This is a genomic window from Amycolatopsis thailandensis (assembly GCF_042723255.1).
Lineage (GTDB): Bacteria > Actinomycetota > Actinomycetes > Mycobacteriales > Pseudonocardiaceae > Amycolatopsis > Amycolatopsis thailandensis.
Genome location: NZ_JBHXJK010000090.1, coordinates 23151 through 36889 on the forward strand (window position 1 = coordinate 23151; position 13739 = coordinate 36889).

Annotated in this window: 12 protein-coding genes; 7 read left to right on the forward strand and 5 right to left on the reverse strand. The window is 69.2% G+C overall.

Features of this window, described 5'->3' with window-relative positions:
• Positions 1–67: 67 nt before the first annotated feature.
• A complete protein-coding gene (locus ACFWMR_RS29465; protein WP_378380733.1) occupies positions 68–988 on the forward strand; it encodes an anti-sigma factor RsbA family regulatory protein in 921 nt (306 codons plus the stop codon).
• Here ACFWMR_RS29465 and ACFWMR_RS29470 read toward each other — a convergent pair.
• Positions 985–1926: an alpha/beta hydrolase-fold protein gene (locus ACFWMR_RS29470; protein WP_378380735.1), complete on the reverse strand. Its 942-nt coding sequence runs from the start codon at positions 1924–1926 to the stop codon at positions 985–987. The genes ACFWMR_RS29465 and ACFWMR_RS29470 overlap by 4 nt on opposite strands.
• Positions 1927–2023: 97 nt before the next feature.
• A complete protein-coding gene (locus ACFWMR_RS29475; RefSeq protein ID WP_378277005.1) occupies positions 2024–2722 on the reverse strand; it encodes a TetR/AcrR family transcriptional regulator in 699 nt (232 codons plus the stop codon).
• 85 nt (positions 2723–2807) lie between these two features.
• On the opposite strand from ACFWMR_RS29475, the gene ACFWMR_RS29480 reads away from it, so the two are divergent.
• On the forward strand, positions 2808–4253 hold the full coding sequence (locus tag ACFWMR_RS29480; protein WP_378380736.1) for a carotenoid oxygenase family protein: 1446 nt from the start codon (positions 2808–2810) through the stop codon (positions 4251–4253).
• Positions 4254–4322: 69 nt separating this feature from the next.
• Here ACFWMR_RS29480 and fdhD read toward each other — a convergent pair whose 3' ends face one another.
• Complete coding sequence (fdhD, locus tag ACFWMR_RS29485; RefSeq protein WP_378380737.1) at positions 4323–5156, reverse strand: formate dehydrogenase accessory sulfurtransferase FdhD; 834 nt, start codon at positions 5154–5156, stop codon at positions 4323–4325.
• 101 nt (positions 5157–5257) lie between these two features.
• Here fdhD and ACFWMR_RS29490 point away from each other — a divergent pair, with 101 nt between their 5' ends.
• The 4 genes from ACFWMR_RS29490 to ACFWMR_RS29505 are packed head-to-tail and all read left to right on the forward strand — an operon-like array spanning position 5258 to position 8969.
• Positions 5258–6619 carry an L-lactate MFS transporter gene (locus ACFWMR_RS29490; RefSeq protein WP_378277002.1) on the forward strand — a complete coding sequence of 454 codons (1362 nt, stop codon included), beginning with the start codon at positions 5258–5260 and terminating at the stop codon, positions 6617–6619.
• Complete coding sequence (locus tag ACFWMR_RS29495) at positions 6616–6744, forward strand: MFS transporter small subunit (protein ID WP_279629255.1); 129 nt, start codon at positions 6616–6618, stop codon at positions 6742–6744. Before ACFWMR_RS29490 ends, ACFWMR_RS29495 begins: the two co-directional genes overlap by 4 nt.
• 14 nt (positions 6745–6758) lie before the next feature.
• Positions 6759–7517 (forward strand): SDR family NAD(P)-dependent oxidoreductase, encoded by a 759-nt coding sequence (locus tag ACFWMR_RS29500; RefSeq protein WP_208636078.1) that lies wholly within the window; start codon positions 6759–6761, stop codon positions 7515–7517.
• Between the two features lie 48 nt (positions 7518–7565).
• Entirely contained in the window at positions 7566–8969 is a 1404-nt protein-coding gene (locus ACFWMR_RS29505) for an LCP family protein (RefSeq protein WP_378380738.1), read from the forward strand.
• Here ACFWMR_RS29505 and ACFWMR_RS29510 read toward each other — a convergent pair.
• A complete protein-coding gene (locus tag ACFWMR_RS29510; protein WP_378380739.1) occupies positions 8938–9864 on the reverse strand; it encodes a hypothetical protein in 927 nt (308 codons plus the stop codon). The two genes, ACFWMR_RS29505 and ACFWMR_RS29510, sit on opposite strands and share 32 nt — an antisense overlap.
• 217 nt (positions 9865–10081) lie before the next feature.
• On the opposite strand from ACFWMR_RS29510, the gene ACFWMR_RS29515 reads away from it, so the two are divergent.
• Positions 10082–11251 (forward strand): hypothetical protein, encoded by a 1170-nt coding sequence (locus ACFWMR_RS29515; protein ID WP_378380740.1) that lies wholly within the window; start codon positions 10082–10084, stop codon positions 11249–11251.
• 25 nt (positions 11252–11276) lie between these two features.
• Here ACFWMR_RS29515 and ACFWMR_RS29520 read toward each other — a convergent pair whose 3' ends face one another.
• The gene (locus tag ACFWMR_RS29520) at positions 11277–13583 is read right to left on the reverse strand and encodes an FdhF/YdeP family oxidoreductase (protein ID WP_378380741.1); all 2307 of its coding nucleotides are present in this window, start codon (positions 13581–13583) and stop codon (positions 11277–11279) included.
• Positions 13584–13739 lie beyond the last annotated feature (156 nt).

Consider the following 13739-nt stretch of genomic DNA (forward strand, 5'->3'; position numbering starts at 1 on the left):
CGAAGGTTTTCGCATTTCCCTCCGTTAGCAGGGTTTCAGAATCGCTTCCACGGGGTAAGACGAGTCCGTGACAGTCACCGCGGGCCCCTTCTCTCACGTGGGTCTGCTCTACTCCGGTGACACCGAGTACCTGAACGGTACGGTTCCGTACATCCTCGAAGGCCTGAAGCTCGCCGAGCCCGTCGCGGTGGCCGTCCCCGGCCGGAATCTGACGTTGATCGAAGCGGCCTTGGGTGATTCCGCCGCTGACGTCGAACTCATCGACATGACCGAAGCGGGCCGAAACCCGGGCCGCATCCTCCCCGGCGTCCTGCTCGCGTTCGCGGACAACCGGCCGGGTCCGGTCCGGATCGTCGGCGAGCCGGTCTGGGCCGGGCGCTCGGCCGTCGAGTACCCGGCGTGCGCGCAGCACGAGGCGCTGATCAACTTCGCTTTCGGCGACCGCGAACTCCGCATGCTGTGCCCGTACGACCGGACCCGCCTGAAGGGCGACGTCCTCGCCGACGTCGGGCGGACCCACCCGACTCTCTCCGGCGCCGACGGCGATCGTCCGAGCGGGGAGTACGCCCCCGACGCTGTCGTCGAGAAGTACAACCTGCCGCTGCCCGAACCGAAGGCGGCGGAGGCGTTCCGCTTCGACATCGCCAGGCTTTCCGCCGTGCGCAACTTCGCGCGGGAGAGAGCGGAGGAGAGCGGGCTCGCCCCGGACCGGGTGGAGGACCTCGTCCTGGCCGTGGCGGAACTGTCCGCCAACAGCGTGCTGCACGGTTCGGGGCACGGTGTGGTCCGCGTCTGGCGCGACGAGGACCACGTGCTCTGCGAGGTCGTCGACGAAGGCACGCTGAGCGATCCGCTGGCCGGACGGCGGCCCGCTCCGCCGGGGCAGATCGGCGGACGCGGTCTGGTGCTGGTGAACCAGGTCGCCGACCTGGTCCGGCAGTACCTCAGACCGGGCTCGACCGTGACTAGGATCTACTTCCGAGTCTAGGCGTTCTTCGGCACGTGCTTGCCGAGGAACGCGACCAGGCTCGGCACGACGGTGCGGTTGAACGCGTCGCCGTGTTTGCCGCGCGCGGTGTGCGCGACAATGGGCCGCGCTTCGGAGATGAACTTCCGCACCCCGCCGATGAACGGATCCTCGGTGCCGCACCAGATCCCGGTCGGCACGCTCTTGGTGACGTCGATGTGGCGCAACGGGTCCAACGAGCCCCAGTCGGCCGCGTCGCGGAACGCGCGCCGCTTGCTCATCTCCGGCCACGAGGTGATCAGGGCGGGCGCGAGGGCCGCGACCGCGGCGGGCGGGCGACGGCGTTCCAGGCGGCGCCGGGTGTAGAGCAGCGCGCCGAAGCCGCCCATCGAGAGCCCGGTGGCGGCGAACGGCAGCCCGTCCCGGCCGCCGAGGCCGCGGGCGGCGAGCCAGCGGGGGACCTCTTCGAGCAACATCGCCATCGGGTTGTCGCCGGGCTGGTTCTCGTGCCAGTAGTGGTCGCCACCGTCGACCGCGACGAACCCGAACGGGGGGACCGCCTTGCGGGCGACGTCGCTGCCGAGCTGCTTGAGCAGCCCCGTCGGGGCGGCGTGCCGCGCGGTGCCGTGGAGACCGTGCAGCATCAGCGACATCGGCAGGCCCTTGGGCGGGGCCTTGGTCGGCAGCATCAGGACGAGGTCGACCTCGCGCCCGCGGGCTTCGGAGTAGACGCGTTCGACGCGGGGGCTGCCGAGTTGAGTGGCGGGGGTCGGCGACGCGACGCCGAGCGCCCGCTGAAGCGCTTCGCTGAACGGCAGGGCCCCGGTCGCCGTTCCGGCGGCGAGCCCCGCGACGCCGAGGCCGGACGCCCCGGCGATCAGCACGGAACGACGGCTCAGCCAGCGGCGGGCGCCATGCACCCCCGGCAGCGTCGCGTGCCCCTGGTCGTCCTCGTTCACCCGTCCCCGTTCCCCCGTTGATCTTCTACCAGGTCAGACGTGCGTTCTCGCTGGAAGGTTGCACGATTCACCGACCTGTGACCGGGGTATCGCCGGATCAGGTGCCGATGTTTCCCTCTTTCGCGCGCCAGGACTCGATCGAGACCTGCGCGGACCTGGTCGCGGCCTCGTAAGTGTCGCCGAGGCCCACGCCGAGCGCGGTGGCCAGGGGAATCAGGATGTGGTCCACGCCATTCCGGCCGTCGCCGAAGTGGCCTGCGACCTCCAGCGTGATGTAGCCGTGCACGGCACTCCAGAGTTGCGCGGCGACGGCGAACTCCGGGGCGGGACGGAACCGGCCCGCCTCGATCAGCCGTTTCGCGGCGCGGACGAGGTAGCCGAAGGCCTCGATGCCCTCTTCGCTGGCGTTCTGGCGGCTCTCCTCACTGGTCATGTCGCCCAGCGCCGCCTTCTGCCCGTCGGGCTGGCTCTGGCCGAACGTCACCGCGTAGAGCTGCGGGTTCTCCACCACGGTCCGCCGGTACGCGAGCGCCAAGGTGAGGATGTCGGCGGCCGGGTCGTCGGTTTCCTCGATCTCGCCGAGATTCGCCGACAGTCGTCGGAACCCCTCACGCGCGACTTCGTCCACCAAGGGGCCCATTCCGCCGAAGTGGGTGTACACGGCCATGGTCGACGCGCCGATCTCGGCCGCCAGCTTGCGGGCCTGGAGCGCCTCCGGGCCGCCGTCGGAGAGCAGCCGGATCGCCGCCTCGATCAGTTTGGCCTTGACCTCGGCGGCGGCGGGTTTCGGTGACATGGTTGCCAGTGTCTCATAACCCTGTTATAAATGTATCCATAACCACGTTATATCGCTGCTTCAGCCATCGATCAGGGGGCCTGTGATGGGCAACAAGTTCCTCGAGGGCAACTTCGCCCCCGTCAACCGCGAGCACACGATCACCGAACTGCGGGTCACCGGGCACATCCCGGAGTACCTGGACGGGCGCTATCTGCGGAACGGGCCGAACCCGCTGTCCGAGGTGGACCCGGCGACCTACCACTGGTTCATGGGCGACGGCATGGTGCACGGCGTCCGGCTGCGCGACGGCCGCGCCGAGTGGTACCGCAACCGGTGGGTGCGCAATCCCCGGCTCTCGCGGGAACTCGGCGAGCGCTGGGAAGGCGGGTCCGTTCCCGGCCTCGCCTCCATGGGGGCCAACACGAACGTGATCGGTCACGCCGGCAAGACCCTCGCGCTGATCGAGGGCGGCGCCACGAGCTTCGAGCTGACCGACGAGCTCGACACCGTCGGCGCCTGCGACTTCGACGGCACGCTCCCCGGTGGCTACACCGCCCACCCGAAGCGCGATCCGGAGACCGGCGAACTGCACGCCGTGTCGTACTTCTTCGGCTGGGGCAACAAGGTGCAGTACTCGGTGATCGACGCGCAGGGCCGCGCCAAGCGCACGGTCGACGTCGAGGTCACCGGTTCGCCGATGATGCACGACTTCTCCCTGACCGAGAAGCACGTCGTCTTCTACGACCTCCCGGTCACGTTCGAGAGCGAGCAGGCCGTGTCCACGTCGGTCCCGTCGTTCCTGCGCACGCCCGCGCGGCTCGTGGTGTCCGCGCTGGTGGGCAAGGTGAAGGTGCCGGACCCGCTCAGCGCGAAGCTGCGTTCGCGGATCTCGGGCAACGCGGGCCTGCCGTACCGCTGGAACCCGAAGTACCCGGCGCGGATCGGGGTCATGCCGCGGGAGGGCGGCAACGGCGACATCCGCTGGTTCGAGGTCGAGCCTTGCTACGTCTTCCACCCGATGAACGCCTACGACGACGGCGACTCCATCGTGCTGGACGTCGTGCGGCACCCGAAGATGTTCGACACCGAGCTGCTGGGGCCGGCCGAGGGGCCGCCGACCCTGGACCGCTGGACCGTCGACCTGGCCGCGGGCAAGGTCGTCGAGGAACGCCTCGACGACCAGGGCCAGGAGTTCCCGCGTGTCGACGAGCGACTGCTCGGGCGGCCGCACCGCTTCGGCTACTCGGTGTCCACAAAGGATGGATCGGCGTCGTCGGGTGCCCTGCTCAAGCACGACCTGTGGAAGCGTTCGGTCTCGTCGAGGCAATTCGGCGAGGGCGCGCACGTGGGGGAGTTCGTGTTCGTTCCGTCCTCAGTGGACGCGGGCGAGGACGAGGGTGTGCTGATGGGATTCGTCTACGATCCCGCGACGCAGAAGAGCGACCTGACCATTTTGGACGCGGGGACGCTGGAGACCGTCGGAGCCGTGCACCTGCCGGACCGCGTGCCGAACGGCTTCCACGGGAACTGGGTCGGTACCGAGGGCTGAAGGGGACTTTCCCCGCATGCCATGCGGTGAAGGACGCTTTCCCTTCATGAGACGCCGGGAAAGCGTCCTTCAGCCCCCGAGACCCAGCACCCGCTGTTCGCCGCTGTAGAGATTCATGCTGTCGCCCCGCAGGAAACCGATGAGGGTCATGCCGTTCTCCTCGGCCAGTTCCGCGGCCAGCGACGACGGCGCGGAAACCGCCGCCAGCAGACCGATCCCGGCCATGGCGGCCTTCTGCACCAGTTCGAACGAGGCTCGCCCGGACACCAGCAGACCGGTGTCCGCGGCGGGGATCCGGCCCTCTTGCAGCGCCCAGCCGAGGACCTTGTCGACGGCGTTGTGCCTGCCGACGTCCTCCCGGACGACGGCGAGGTTCCCGTCGCCGTCGAACAGGGCGGCCGCGTGCAGCCCGCCGGTGCTGGAGAAGACCTTCTGGTGCGCGCGCAGCGTGTCCGGGAGCTTCGCCAGCACGTCGGTACTCACCGCGAACTCGGACTTCTCCGGTGAGAAGCGGCTTCGCAGTTTCACCGCGTCGAGCGCGGCCTTGCCGCAGACGCCGCACGAGGACGTGGTGTAGAAGTTCCGCTCGACGCCCGTCTCCGGCGGCGCGACGCCTTCGGCCAGGGCGATGTCCAGGACGTTGTAGGTGTTGCGGCCCTGGTCGTCGACGCCGTCGCAGTACCGGGCGACCGCGACGTCCTCGCGCGTGGTGAGCACGCCTTCGGACAGCAGGAAGCCGTGCGCGAGCTCGACGTCGTTGCCGGGTGTCCGCATGGTGACCGCGAGTGCCTTGCCGCCGACGCGGATCTCCAGCGGTTCTTCGGCCGCGAGCGCGTCGGGGCGTCGCACGTCCCTGGTCGCGGAGATCTTCCGCACCGGACGGCGCACCGTCACCCTGCCCACTTGTCCACCTTTCTGGCCGGTCATTCGACAGTCGTGTACTGCAACGCCGGGAATTAAGTAATACATTCCCAGTGCACATCCTCAGAGTACGGAGGCGCCGGATGGCTGTCGGCTTCCTGGACCGTTCCCGCATCGTCGCATCACCGGGCTGGAGCCGCTGGCTGGTGCCGCCCGCCGCGCTGGCCGTCCACCTTTCGATCGGGCAGGCGTACGCGTGGAGCGTCTTCAAACCGCCGCTGGAAAAGACGCTCGGACTCAGCGGCACGGAGAGCGCTCTGCCGTTCCAGCTCGGCATCGTGATGCTCGGGCTGTCGGCGGCGTTCGGTGGGACACTGGTCGAGCGCAACGGGCCGCGCTGGGCGATGTTCGTCTCGATGGTCTGCTTCAGCTCGGGCTTCCTGCTCGCCGCGCTCGGGGTGGCGACGTCGCAGTACTGGCTCGTCGTCCTCGGCTGGGGCGGGATCGGCGGCATCGGGCTCGGCATCGGCTACATCTCGCCGGTGTCGACGCTGATCAAATGGTTCCCGGACCGGCCGGGAATGGCCACCGGCATCGCGATCATGGGCTTCGGCGGCGGCGCGCTGATCGCCTCCCCGTGGTCGTCGCAGATGCTGGGCGCGGCGCCGTGGACGATCGGGACGGTCGCGACGGCGTTCCTCGTGCACGGCCTGGTCTACGCGGTCTTCATGAGCCTCGGCATCCTGCTGATCCGCGTGCCCGCCGACGACTGGAAGCCGAAGGGCTGGGAACCGAAGGCCGCGAACGGCAACGCGATGATCACCACCGCGAACGTGTCGGCGCGCAACGCCATCAAGACGCCGCAGTTCTGGCTCCTCTGGGTGGTGCTGTGCTTCAACGTGACGGCGGGCATCGGCATCCTGGAGAAGGCGGCGCCGATGATCGCGGACTTCTTCCGCGAGACCTCGGCGCCGGTCGGCACCGCCGCCGCGGCCGGGTTCGTCGCGTTGCTCTCGCTGACCAACATGCTCGGCCGGTTCGTCTGGTCGTCCACTTCGGACCTGGTGGGCCGCAAGAACATCTACCGGCTCTACCTCGGCGCGGGCGCCCTGCTGTACCTCGTGATCGCGTTGACCACCAACGCCTCGAAGCTCGTGTTCGTCCTGTGCGCGATGCTGATCCTGTCCTTCTACGGCGGCGGTTTCGCGACCGTCCCGGCGTACCTGAAGGACCTTTTCGGCACCTACCAGGTCGGCGCGATCCACGGCAGGCTCCTGACCGCGTGGTCGATGGCAGGGGTGCTCGGGCCGCTGATCGTCAACGCCATCGCCGACAGCCAGAAGTCGGCGGGCAAGGTCGGCCCCGACCTCTACACGACGTCGCTGTTCATCATGATCGGCCTGCTGGTCGTCGGCTTCGTCGCCAACGAACTGGTGCGGCCGGTCAACCCGAAGTTCCACGAGCCGGCGTCGTCCGGCGAGGCCGCGAGGAGTGAGGCCCGATGACCGAACAGGCTCCCGAGCCCCGCCGCACCGGGCTGATGGTGTTCGCGTGGCTGTGGGTCGCGCTCCCGTTCGCCTACGGCGTCTACGAACTGTTCCGCAAGGTGGTCCAGCTCTTCGGCGGCTGACTAAGGTCGGAGCCATGGGAGTTCTGGTGACCGGGGCGTCGCGCGGCATCGGCCGGGCGATCGCGCGGGCCTTCGCGGAAAAGGGCGACCGGGTCGCCGTCCACTACGCCTCGAAGCGGGAGGACGCCGAGCGGACACTCGCCGGGCTGCCCGGTTCCGGGCACGGGCTGGTCCAGGGCGATCTCTCGGATCCCGAAGTGGCGCAACGGGTCGCCGACGAAGCCGAGTCGGCCGTGGACGGCGTCGACGTCCTCGTGAACAACGCCGCTTTCGCGCCGTCCGCCGCGTCGGCGCATCCTGTCGCGGAAGTGTCCTATGCGGACTGGCAGCGGATCTGGCGGCGCATGGTCGACGTCAACGTGCTCGGCACGGCGAACGTGACCTACTGCGTGGCGCGGCACATGATCGAGCGTGGCGTGCCCGGCCGCGTGGTCAACATCGGCTCGCGGGGCGCCTTCAAGGGCGAGCCCGAGTTCCCCGCGTACGGCGCGAGCAAGGCCGCGCTGCACTCGCTCGGGCAGTCGCTCGCCGTGGCCCTCGCCCCGCACGGCATCGCGGTGACCTCGGTCGCGCCCGGTTTCACGGCCACCGACAGGGTCGCGACGAAGCTCGAAGGCGCGAGCGGCGAGGTCCTGCGCGGGCAGAGCCCGTTCGGCCGGGTCGGCACGCCGGAGGAGGTCGCCGCCGCGGTGCTCTATCTGGCTTCCGGTGAGGCGGCTTGGGCGTCCGGCGCGATCCTCGACCTGAACGGCGCGTCGCATCTGCGGATGTGAAGTGGATCACCTATGCAGCAGTGACGGCGTCCCGCGCGTCCTAAGGAAGTGCACAAGCTGGGGAAGGTCCTGGTCGCCGCGCTGGCGGTGGCGGTGTTCGGCGGGACCGCGTACGGATACACGACGCTGGAGTCGCTCGACGGCATCACCCGCGAAGACGTGATCGAGGCACCGGAGCCGGGGGAGCGGCCCGCCGACGGGTCGCTGGACATCCTGCTGGTCGGGCGCGATTCGCGGACCAACCAGCAGGGCGAGCCGCTGGACCCGGCGATGCTGCGCGAGCTGCGGGTGGGGGCGAACGGCGACGACCTGACCGACACGCTCATCGTGCTCCGCATCCCCAACGACCAGAAGGCGGTCAAAGCCTTCTCGATCCCGCGTGACTCCTTTGTCGCGGAGCCAGGGACGAAGGACAAGACCAAGATCAACGGGATCTTCGGCCACGCCAAGTTCGCCTCGGCGAGCGAGCAGCGCAAGGCGGGCAAGACCGACAAGGCGGAGATCGAGAAGGTGGCGATCACGGCCGCCCGGAAGGCGACCTTGAAGGCGGTCGAGGACCTCACCGGCGTCAAGATCGATCACTTCGCCGAGGTCAACCTGCAGAGCTTCTACGACATCAGCAACGCCGTCGGCGGGGTCGAGGTGTGCCTGAAACGGGACACCAAGGACGTCAAATCCGGCGCGAACTTCAAGGCGGGGAAGCAGACGATCCAGGGTGCCGACGCGCTGGCCTTCGTCCGCCAGCGTGAGGATCTGCCTCGCAGCGACCTCGACCGCGTACGCCGCCAGCAGGTGTTCCTCGCCGGCCTGGCGAAACAGGTGCTCTCCGCGGGGACACTCGCCAACCCGGCCAAGGTCTCCGACCTGATCGACGCGGTGAAACGGTCGGTCGTCCTCGACGGCTCATGGGACCTGCTCGACTTCGTGAAGCAGATGCAGGGTGTCTCCGGCGGCGGTATCGCCTTCGAAACGATCCCGGTGGTCAACCCCGACTACCGCTACAACCCCAAGCAGCCGACCTGGACCGCCGTGCAGGTGGACCCCGCACAGGTGAGGGCTTTCGCCGCGTCCCTGATCGGTGCCCAGCCCTCGACACCGCAGACCCCCGCCAGCCCCAAGGTCGACGTCGTCAACGCGAGCGGCAAGGACGGTCTCGCCGCCCGCGTCTCGGATCTCCTGGTGGAGAAGGGATTCGGCAAGGGCGACACGACGGCCGACACCGGACGGCGGACCTCCGTCGTCCGGTTCAGCGACGCGTCGGGGCCCGCCGCGGAGATCGCGAAGCTGCTCGGCGGGCTGGAAACCCAGAAGGCCGATTCCGTCGCGGCGGGCCACGTGCAGGTCGTCCTCGGACAGGTCTACAAGGGACCGGGCGTGTCCGCGGGGGGCGGGTCGGCCGGGGCCCGGACCGACCAGCCGATCACTTCCGACGACACCGGCTGCATCGACTGAGCGAGGTCAATCCCTCGGCGGGATCCTGCCGTTCTTGGCGACCGGAAGGCCGAGCTGGGCCGGTTCGGTGAGGATGACCTCCTCGCCGGGAAGGTGCGCCAGCACCGGGTTGAGGTGGGTCAGTTTCAGCGTGACCGGCCCGATGACACTCGGGCCGGTGGCGACGTCGTACTTCGCCAGATCCAAGCCACCGCACCGTGCCGAGCACCTCCCGGGGGATCTCGTCACCGCGTTTGGCCACCGGGACGCACAACTGCCGTGCGTTGCCGACCTTCACCTCCGTCTTCGGCCGGTCGGCCAGCACCGGGTTGAGATGCCCCAGCGTCAACGGGAAGGGACGGCCGGGGATCCCGAGGACACGCAGGGCGTAGCACTCGAGGTCGATGTGCCGGACGAACGACAGGATCTCCGGCGGCGGCAGCTCGCCGTTCTTCGCGACCGGGACACACAATTGTTCCGGCGACAGCATGGTCACGGGGGCGTCCTGGATCCCGAGCCTTTGCACGACCGGGTTCAGCTGGCTGAGCGTCAGCGGGACGTTCCTGGCGCCTCCTTCGATGCGGTAGCAGGCCAAGTCCACCCAGCGGGCGTAGTCGAGGATCCCGGGCGGCGGGATGGCGCCGTTTTTCGCGACCGGCACGCAGAGTTGCTCGCGCGCCCCCAGTTTGACCGTCTCCGGCGGCAGCTCGGCGAGCACGGGATTCAGGTGCTGCAAGGTGACAGCCGTCGGTGGCGGTTTGTAGCCCTCGGTCCGATAGCAGGACAGGTCGAGCTGGGAGACGAAGGGGAGTGGCTGTGGTACGGCCGGAGCGGCCGTGGCCGCGCCGGGCAGGACGGCGACGAGCATGAGGGAGGCCGAGGCGGCGAAACCGCGCAGGGTCGATCTTCGTGACATGGCGAGGCCTTTCCGTGAGCGGGTCGCGTTTCACGGTGGACCCGGTCCGGCCTCGCCCGGCACCGCCAAGGGGGCAGCCAAAGGTGCGGCGAGGCAAAGATGTCCCTGTGATCAACCTAGCGTCGGCCGGACCCTTTCGGGTCTACCGGAGCGGGCTCGGTGGCGGCTAGGTTGGGCGGACCGAGTTTGATCGACTTGAGTGACTGGGGAGTTGCCGATGTCCACATCGATTCGTCATGCCCGAAGAACGGTCCTGAGCGCCGCGTTGGTGGCCGGGGTGGTGCTCGCGACGGCTCCGGCCGCGCAGGCGGTACCCGGCCAGGAGTTCGTCACGACCCCGACAGGCGCGCTGACCTCTCTCAGGTCGGTAAGCGCTTTCGCGACGACGGAAACCGGGAAGGCGTGGGCCGTCGGCTCCGGCTGGTGGTCCGCGGGGATCGCGCGCTGGGACGGCGCGGCGTGGCAGGAGGAGCAGACACCCCAGTTCAGCGGTGGTTTCTCCGGCGCGGTCGCGGTGGGCGACACGAACGTCTGGGCCGTGGGGACGAACTACGACGCCGGCAGCGGCGGCAGGCCGGTGGCACTCCACGGCGACGGCACGACCTGGACCCAGACGGCGATCCCGGAGGTCCCGGAGAAGATCGCCCGGCTGAACGACGTGGCCGCGTCGGGGGCGGACAACGTCTGGGCGGTGGGTTCGGCCGGCGTCGACGGCTCCCAGCAGCCCAACCCCGATTCCCGGCCGTTCGTGGTGCGCTGGAACGGTTCCGCCTGGCAGGAGGTCGCGGTACCGGTGCCCGCCGGCACCCGGTACTCGGCGCTGTCCTCCGTCGCGGTGCGCGGCCAGGAGGTGTGGGTGTCGGGCTACGCCTACGTCCGCCTCGACGACGGCCAGGAACGGTATCGCGCGCTCGTGGAGCGTTTCGACGGTACACAGTGGACGATCGTGCCCACGGCACCCGAACCCGGCGCGCCCGAGGACTTCCTGCGCTTCGCCAACCGGATCGCCGTCGGCGCGCCCGGTGAGGTGTGGCTGGCCGGGCAGGCCGACGTCGAACAGCTGATCCAACGGTGGACCGGTTCCGCCTTCGAACGCGGTCCGGAGCTGCCCGTGGACCTGCGGATGCCGACAGCGAGGTACGGCTCGCTCAGCGCCGACGACAACGGCAAGGCGTGGGTCACCAGCGCGAAGTACGACTCCGGTGCCGGGGTCAGCAGGCCGCTGTTCGGGGTCTGGAACGGGACCGGCTGGACCGACGTCCCGGTGGCCGACCAGTCGCTCGCCGGCAACGGCGGCGTGGTCGCCACGAGCCGGTCCGGCGGGGTGATCTGGGCGTATGTCCAGACCAATTCGTCCACGCCGGTGATCCTGCGCGCCGAGGGCTAGCCGGTGGTGGTCCGGCCGGAGCCGCTCAGCCCAGCGGCTCCAGCCGGACCACGATCGCCTTCGAGACCGGCGTGTTCGACTTGTCCGCCACCGAATCCAGCGGCACCAAGGCGTTCGCCTCGGGGAAGTACGCCGCCGCACACCCTCGCGCCGTCGGATACGAGACGACGCGGAAGCTCGGGGCCCGGCGGTCGCCGTCCCGCCATTCCGAGACCAGGTCGACCATCGCACCGTCGGCCAGTCCGAGCGAGACCAGGTCGTCGGGGTTGACCAGCACCACACGCCGGGCGTCCTCGATACCGCGGTAACGGTCGGAAAGCCCGTAGATCGTGGTGTTGTACTGGTCGTGGCTGCGCATCGTCTGCAACAGCAGCCTGCCTTCGGGCACCTGCGGGTATTCGAGTTCGGAGACGGTGAAGTTCGCCTTGCCGTTCGCGGTTCCGTTGAACTGCCGGGAATCACGCGGCGCGTTCGGGAGGACGAATCCGTCCGGTTCGCGGACCCGGGAGTTGTAGTCGTGGCAGCCGGGGACGACGCGCGCGATCCGGTCGCGGACGAGGTCGTAGTCACCGTGGAAGTCCCGCCACGGCACGGGATGCCCGGCGCCGAGCAGCGCTTCCGCGAGATGACAGATGATCGCGACCTCGGACAGCAGGTGCTCACTGGCCGGGGCCAGCCTGCCGCGCGAGGTGTGCACCTGCGACATCGAGTCCTCGACGGTGACGAACTGCTCGCCGGCGGCCTGGGTGTCGCGTTCGGTGCGGCCGAGGGTGGGCAGGATCAGCGCGGTCTTGCCGGGGACGACGTGCGAGCGGTTGAGCTTCGTCGACACGTGCGCCGTCAGCGAGCAGGACTTGAGCGCCTTCTCGGTCAGTTCCGTGTCCGGGGTGGCGGAAGCGAAGTTGCCGCCGACGGCGAAGAAGACCTTGCCCTTCCCGTCCCGCATCGCGCGGATCGCGGCGACGGTGTCATAACCGTGGTCTCGCGGCACCTTGATGCCGAACTCGTCGTCGAGACTGTCCATGAAGGACTCCGGCATCTTCTCCCAGATGCCCATCGTCCGGTCGCCCTGGACGTTGGAATGCCCGCGCACCGGGCACAGGCCCGCGCCCGGCTCGCCGATCATGCCGCGCATCAGCGCCAGGTTCGCGACCTCGGAGATCGTCTGCACCGCGTGCTTGTGCTGGGTCAGGCCCATCGCCCAGCAGTAGATGGTCCGCTTCGACGTCGCGATCATCCGCGCCAGCCGTTCGATCTGCTCACGCGGCAGCCCGGTCGCCGCGGCGACCTCGGTCCAGTCGATCTCCCGCAGATGCTTCGCGTAGTCCTCGAACCCCTCGGAAGACGACTCGACGAACGCGCGGTCGACGATCGTGCCGGGCGTCTCCTGCTCCCACCGCAACAGGAGATGCCCGATCGCCTGGAACAACGCGAGGTCGCCGCCGAGGCGGATCTGCGCGAACTCGTCGGCCAGCGGGGTGCCCTTGCCGACCACGCCCCGGACGTTCTGCGGGTTCTTGAACCGCATCAGACCGGCTTCGGGCAGCGGATTGACCGCCATGATCTTCGCGCCGTTGCCCTTGGCCTCTTCCAGCGCGGACAGCATGCGCGGGTGATTGGTGCCCGGGTTCTGGCCGACCACCACGATCAGGTCCGCCTTGTGGATGTCGGCGAGCGTCACCGAGCCCTTGCCGATCCCGGTCGTCGCCGCGAGCGCCGCCCCGGAGGACTCGTGGCACATGTTGGAGCAGTCCGGGAGGTTGTTGGTGCCGTAGGAGCGCACGAGGAGCTGGTAGAGGAACGCGGCCTCGTTGCTGGTGCGGCCGGAGGTGTAGAAGATCGCCTCGTTCGGATCGCTCAGTGCCCGCAGTTCGTCCGCGACCAGGGTGAACGCGTCGTCCCAGGAGATCGGCTCGTAGTGCGACGCGCCCTCGCGCAGCACGAACGGCTCGGTGATCCGGCCCTGCTGGCCGAGCCAATAGTCCGTCTTGTCCGCCAGCTCCTGGATGGAGTGCTCGGCGAAGAACTCGCGGCCGACCCGGCGTTTCGTGGCCTCCTCGGCGACGGCCTTCGCGCCGTTCTCGCAGAACTCGGCCAGCTTGCGGTGCTCGCCGTCGACCTCGCGCGGCTCCGGCCAGGCGCAGCCGGGACAGTCGAAGCCGTCGCGCTGGTTCAGCAGGCGCAGCGTCTTCACCGTGCGCGCGGCGCCCATCTGCTCCATGCCGCGCATCAAGGAGACGGCGACCCCGGGGATCCCGGCCGCCCAGCTCTTCGGTTTCCCGACTTCGAGCTGGGTCTCGTCAACGTCGTTCGCGGGTGCTTCGCGGGTCATGACCCCATCGTGCGCCTTGCCGCTCGCGCGCGCGACCGAGGGGTACCTGCGCCTACCCACCTGAAGTACATGAAGGCCCCCTTCCTTGCGCCTATCGCAAGGGGCGGATTCCGGGGGTGGTTGCAACACGGGTGGTTAGCTGGTTTCGGTCAGGAG

What these genes read in the sequence shown, in the direction of transcription:
- ACFWMR_RS29475 (WP_378277005.1), bottom strand. Translation starts at nt 2,722, where the DNA reads ATGTCACCGAAACCCGCCGCCGCCGAGGTCAAGGCCAAACTGATCGAG.
- ACFWMR_RS29480 (WP_378380736.1), top strand. Translation starts at nt 2,808, where the DNA reads ATGGGCAACAAGTTCCTCGAGGGCAACTTCGCCCCCGTCAACCGCGAG.
- ACFWMR_RS29490 (WP_378277002.1), top strand. Translation starts at nt 5,258, where the DNA reads ATGGCTGTCGGCTTCCTGGACCGTTCCCGCATCGTCGCATCACCGGGC.
- ACFWMR_RS29495 (WP_279629255.1), top strand. Translation starts at nt 6,616, where the DNA reads ATGACCGAACAGGCTCCCGAGCCCCGCCGCACCGGGCTGATGGTGTTC.
- ACFWMR_RS29500 (WP_208636078.1), top strand. Translation starts at nt 6,759, where the DNA reads ATGGGAGTTCTGGTGACCGGGGCGTCGCGCGGCATCGGCCGGGCGATC.
- ACFWMR_RS29510 (WP_378380739.1), bottom strand. Translation starts at nt 9,864, where the DNA reads ATGTCACGAAGATCGACCCTGCGCGGTTTCGCCGCCTCGGCCTCCCTC.
- ACFWMR_RS29515 (WP_378380740.1), top strand. Translation starts at nt 10,082, where the DNA reads ATGTCCACATCGATTCGTCATGCCCGAAGAACGGTCCTGAGCGCCGCG.
- ACFWMR_RS29520 (WP_378380741.1), bottom strand. Translation starts at nt 13,583, where the DNA reads ATGACCCGCGAAGCACCCGCGAACGACGTTGACGAGACCCAGCTCGAA.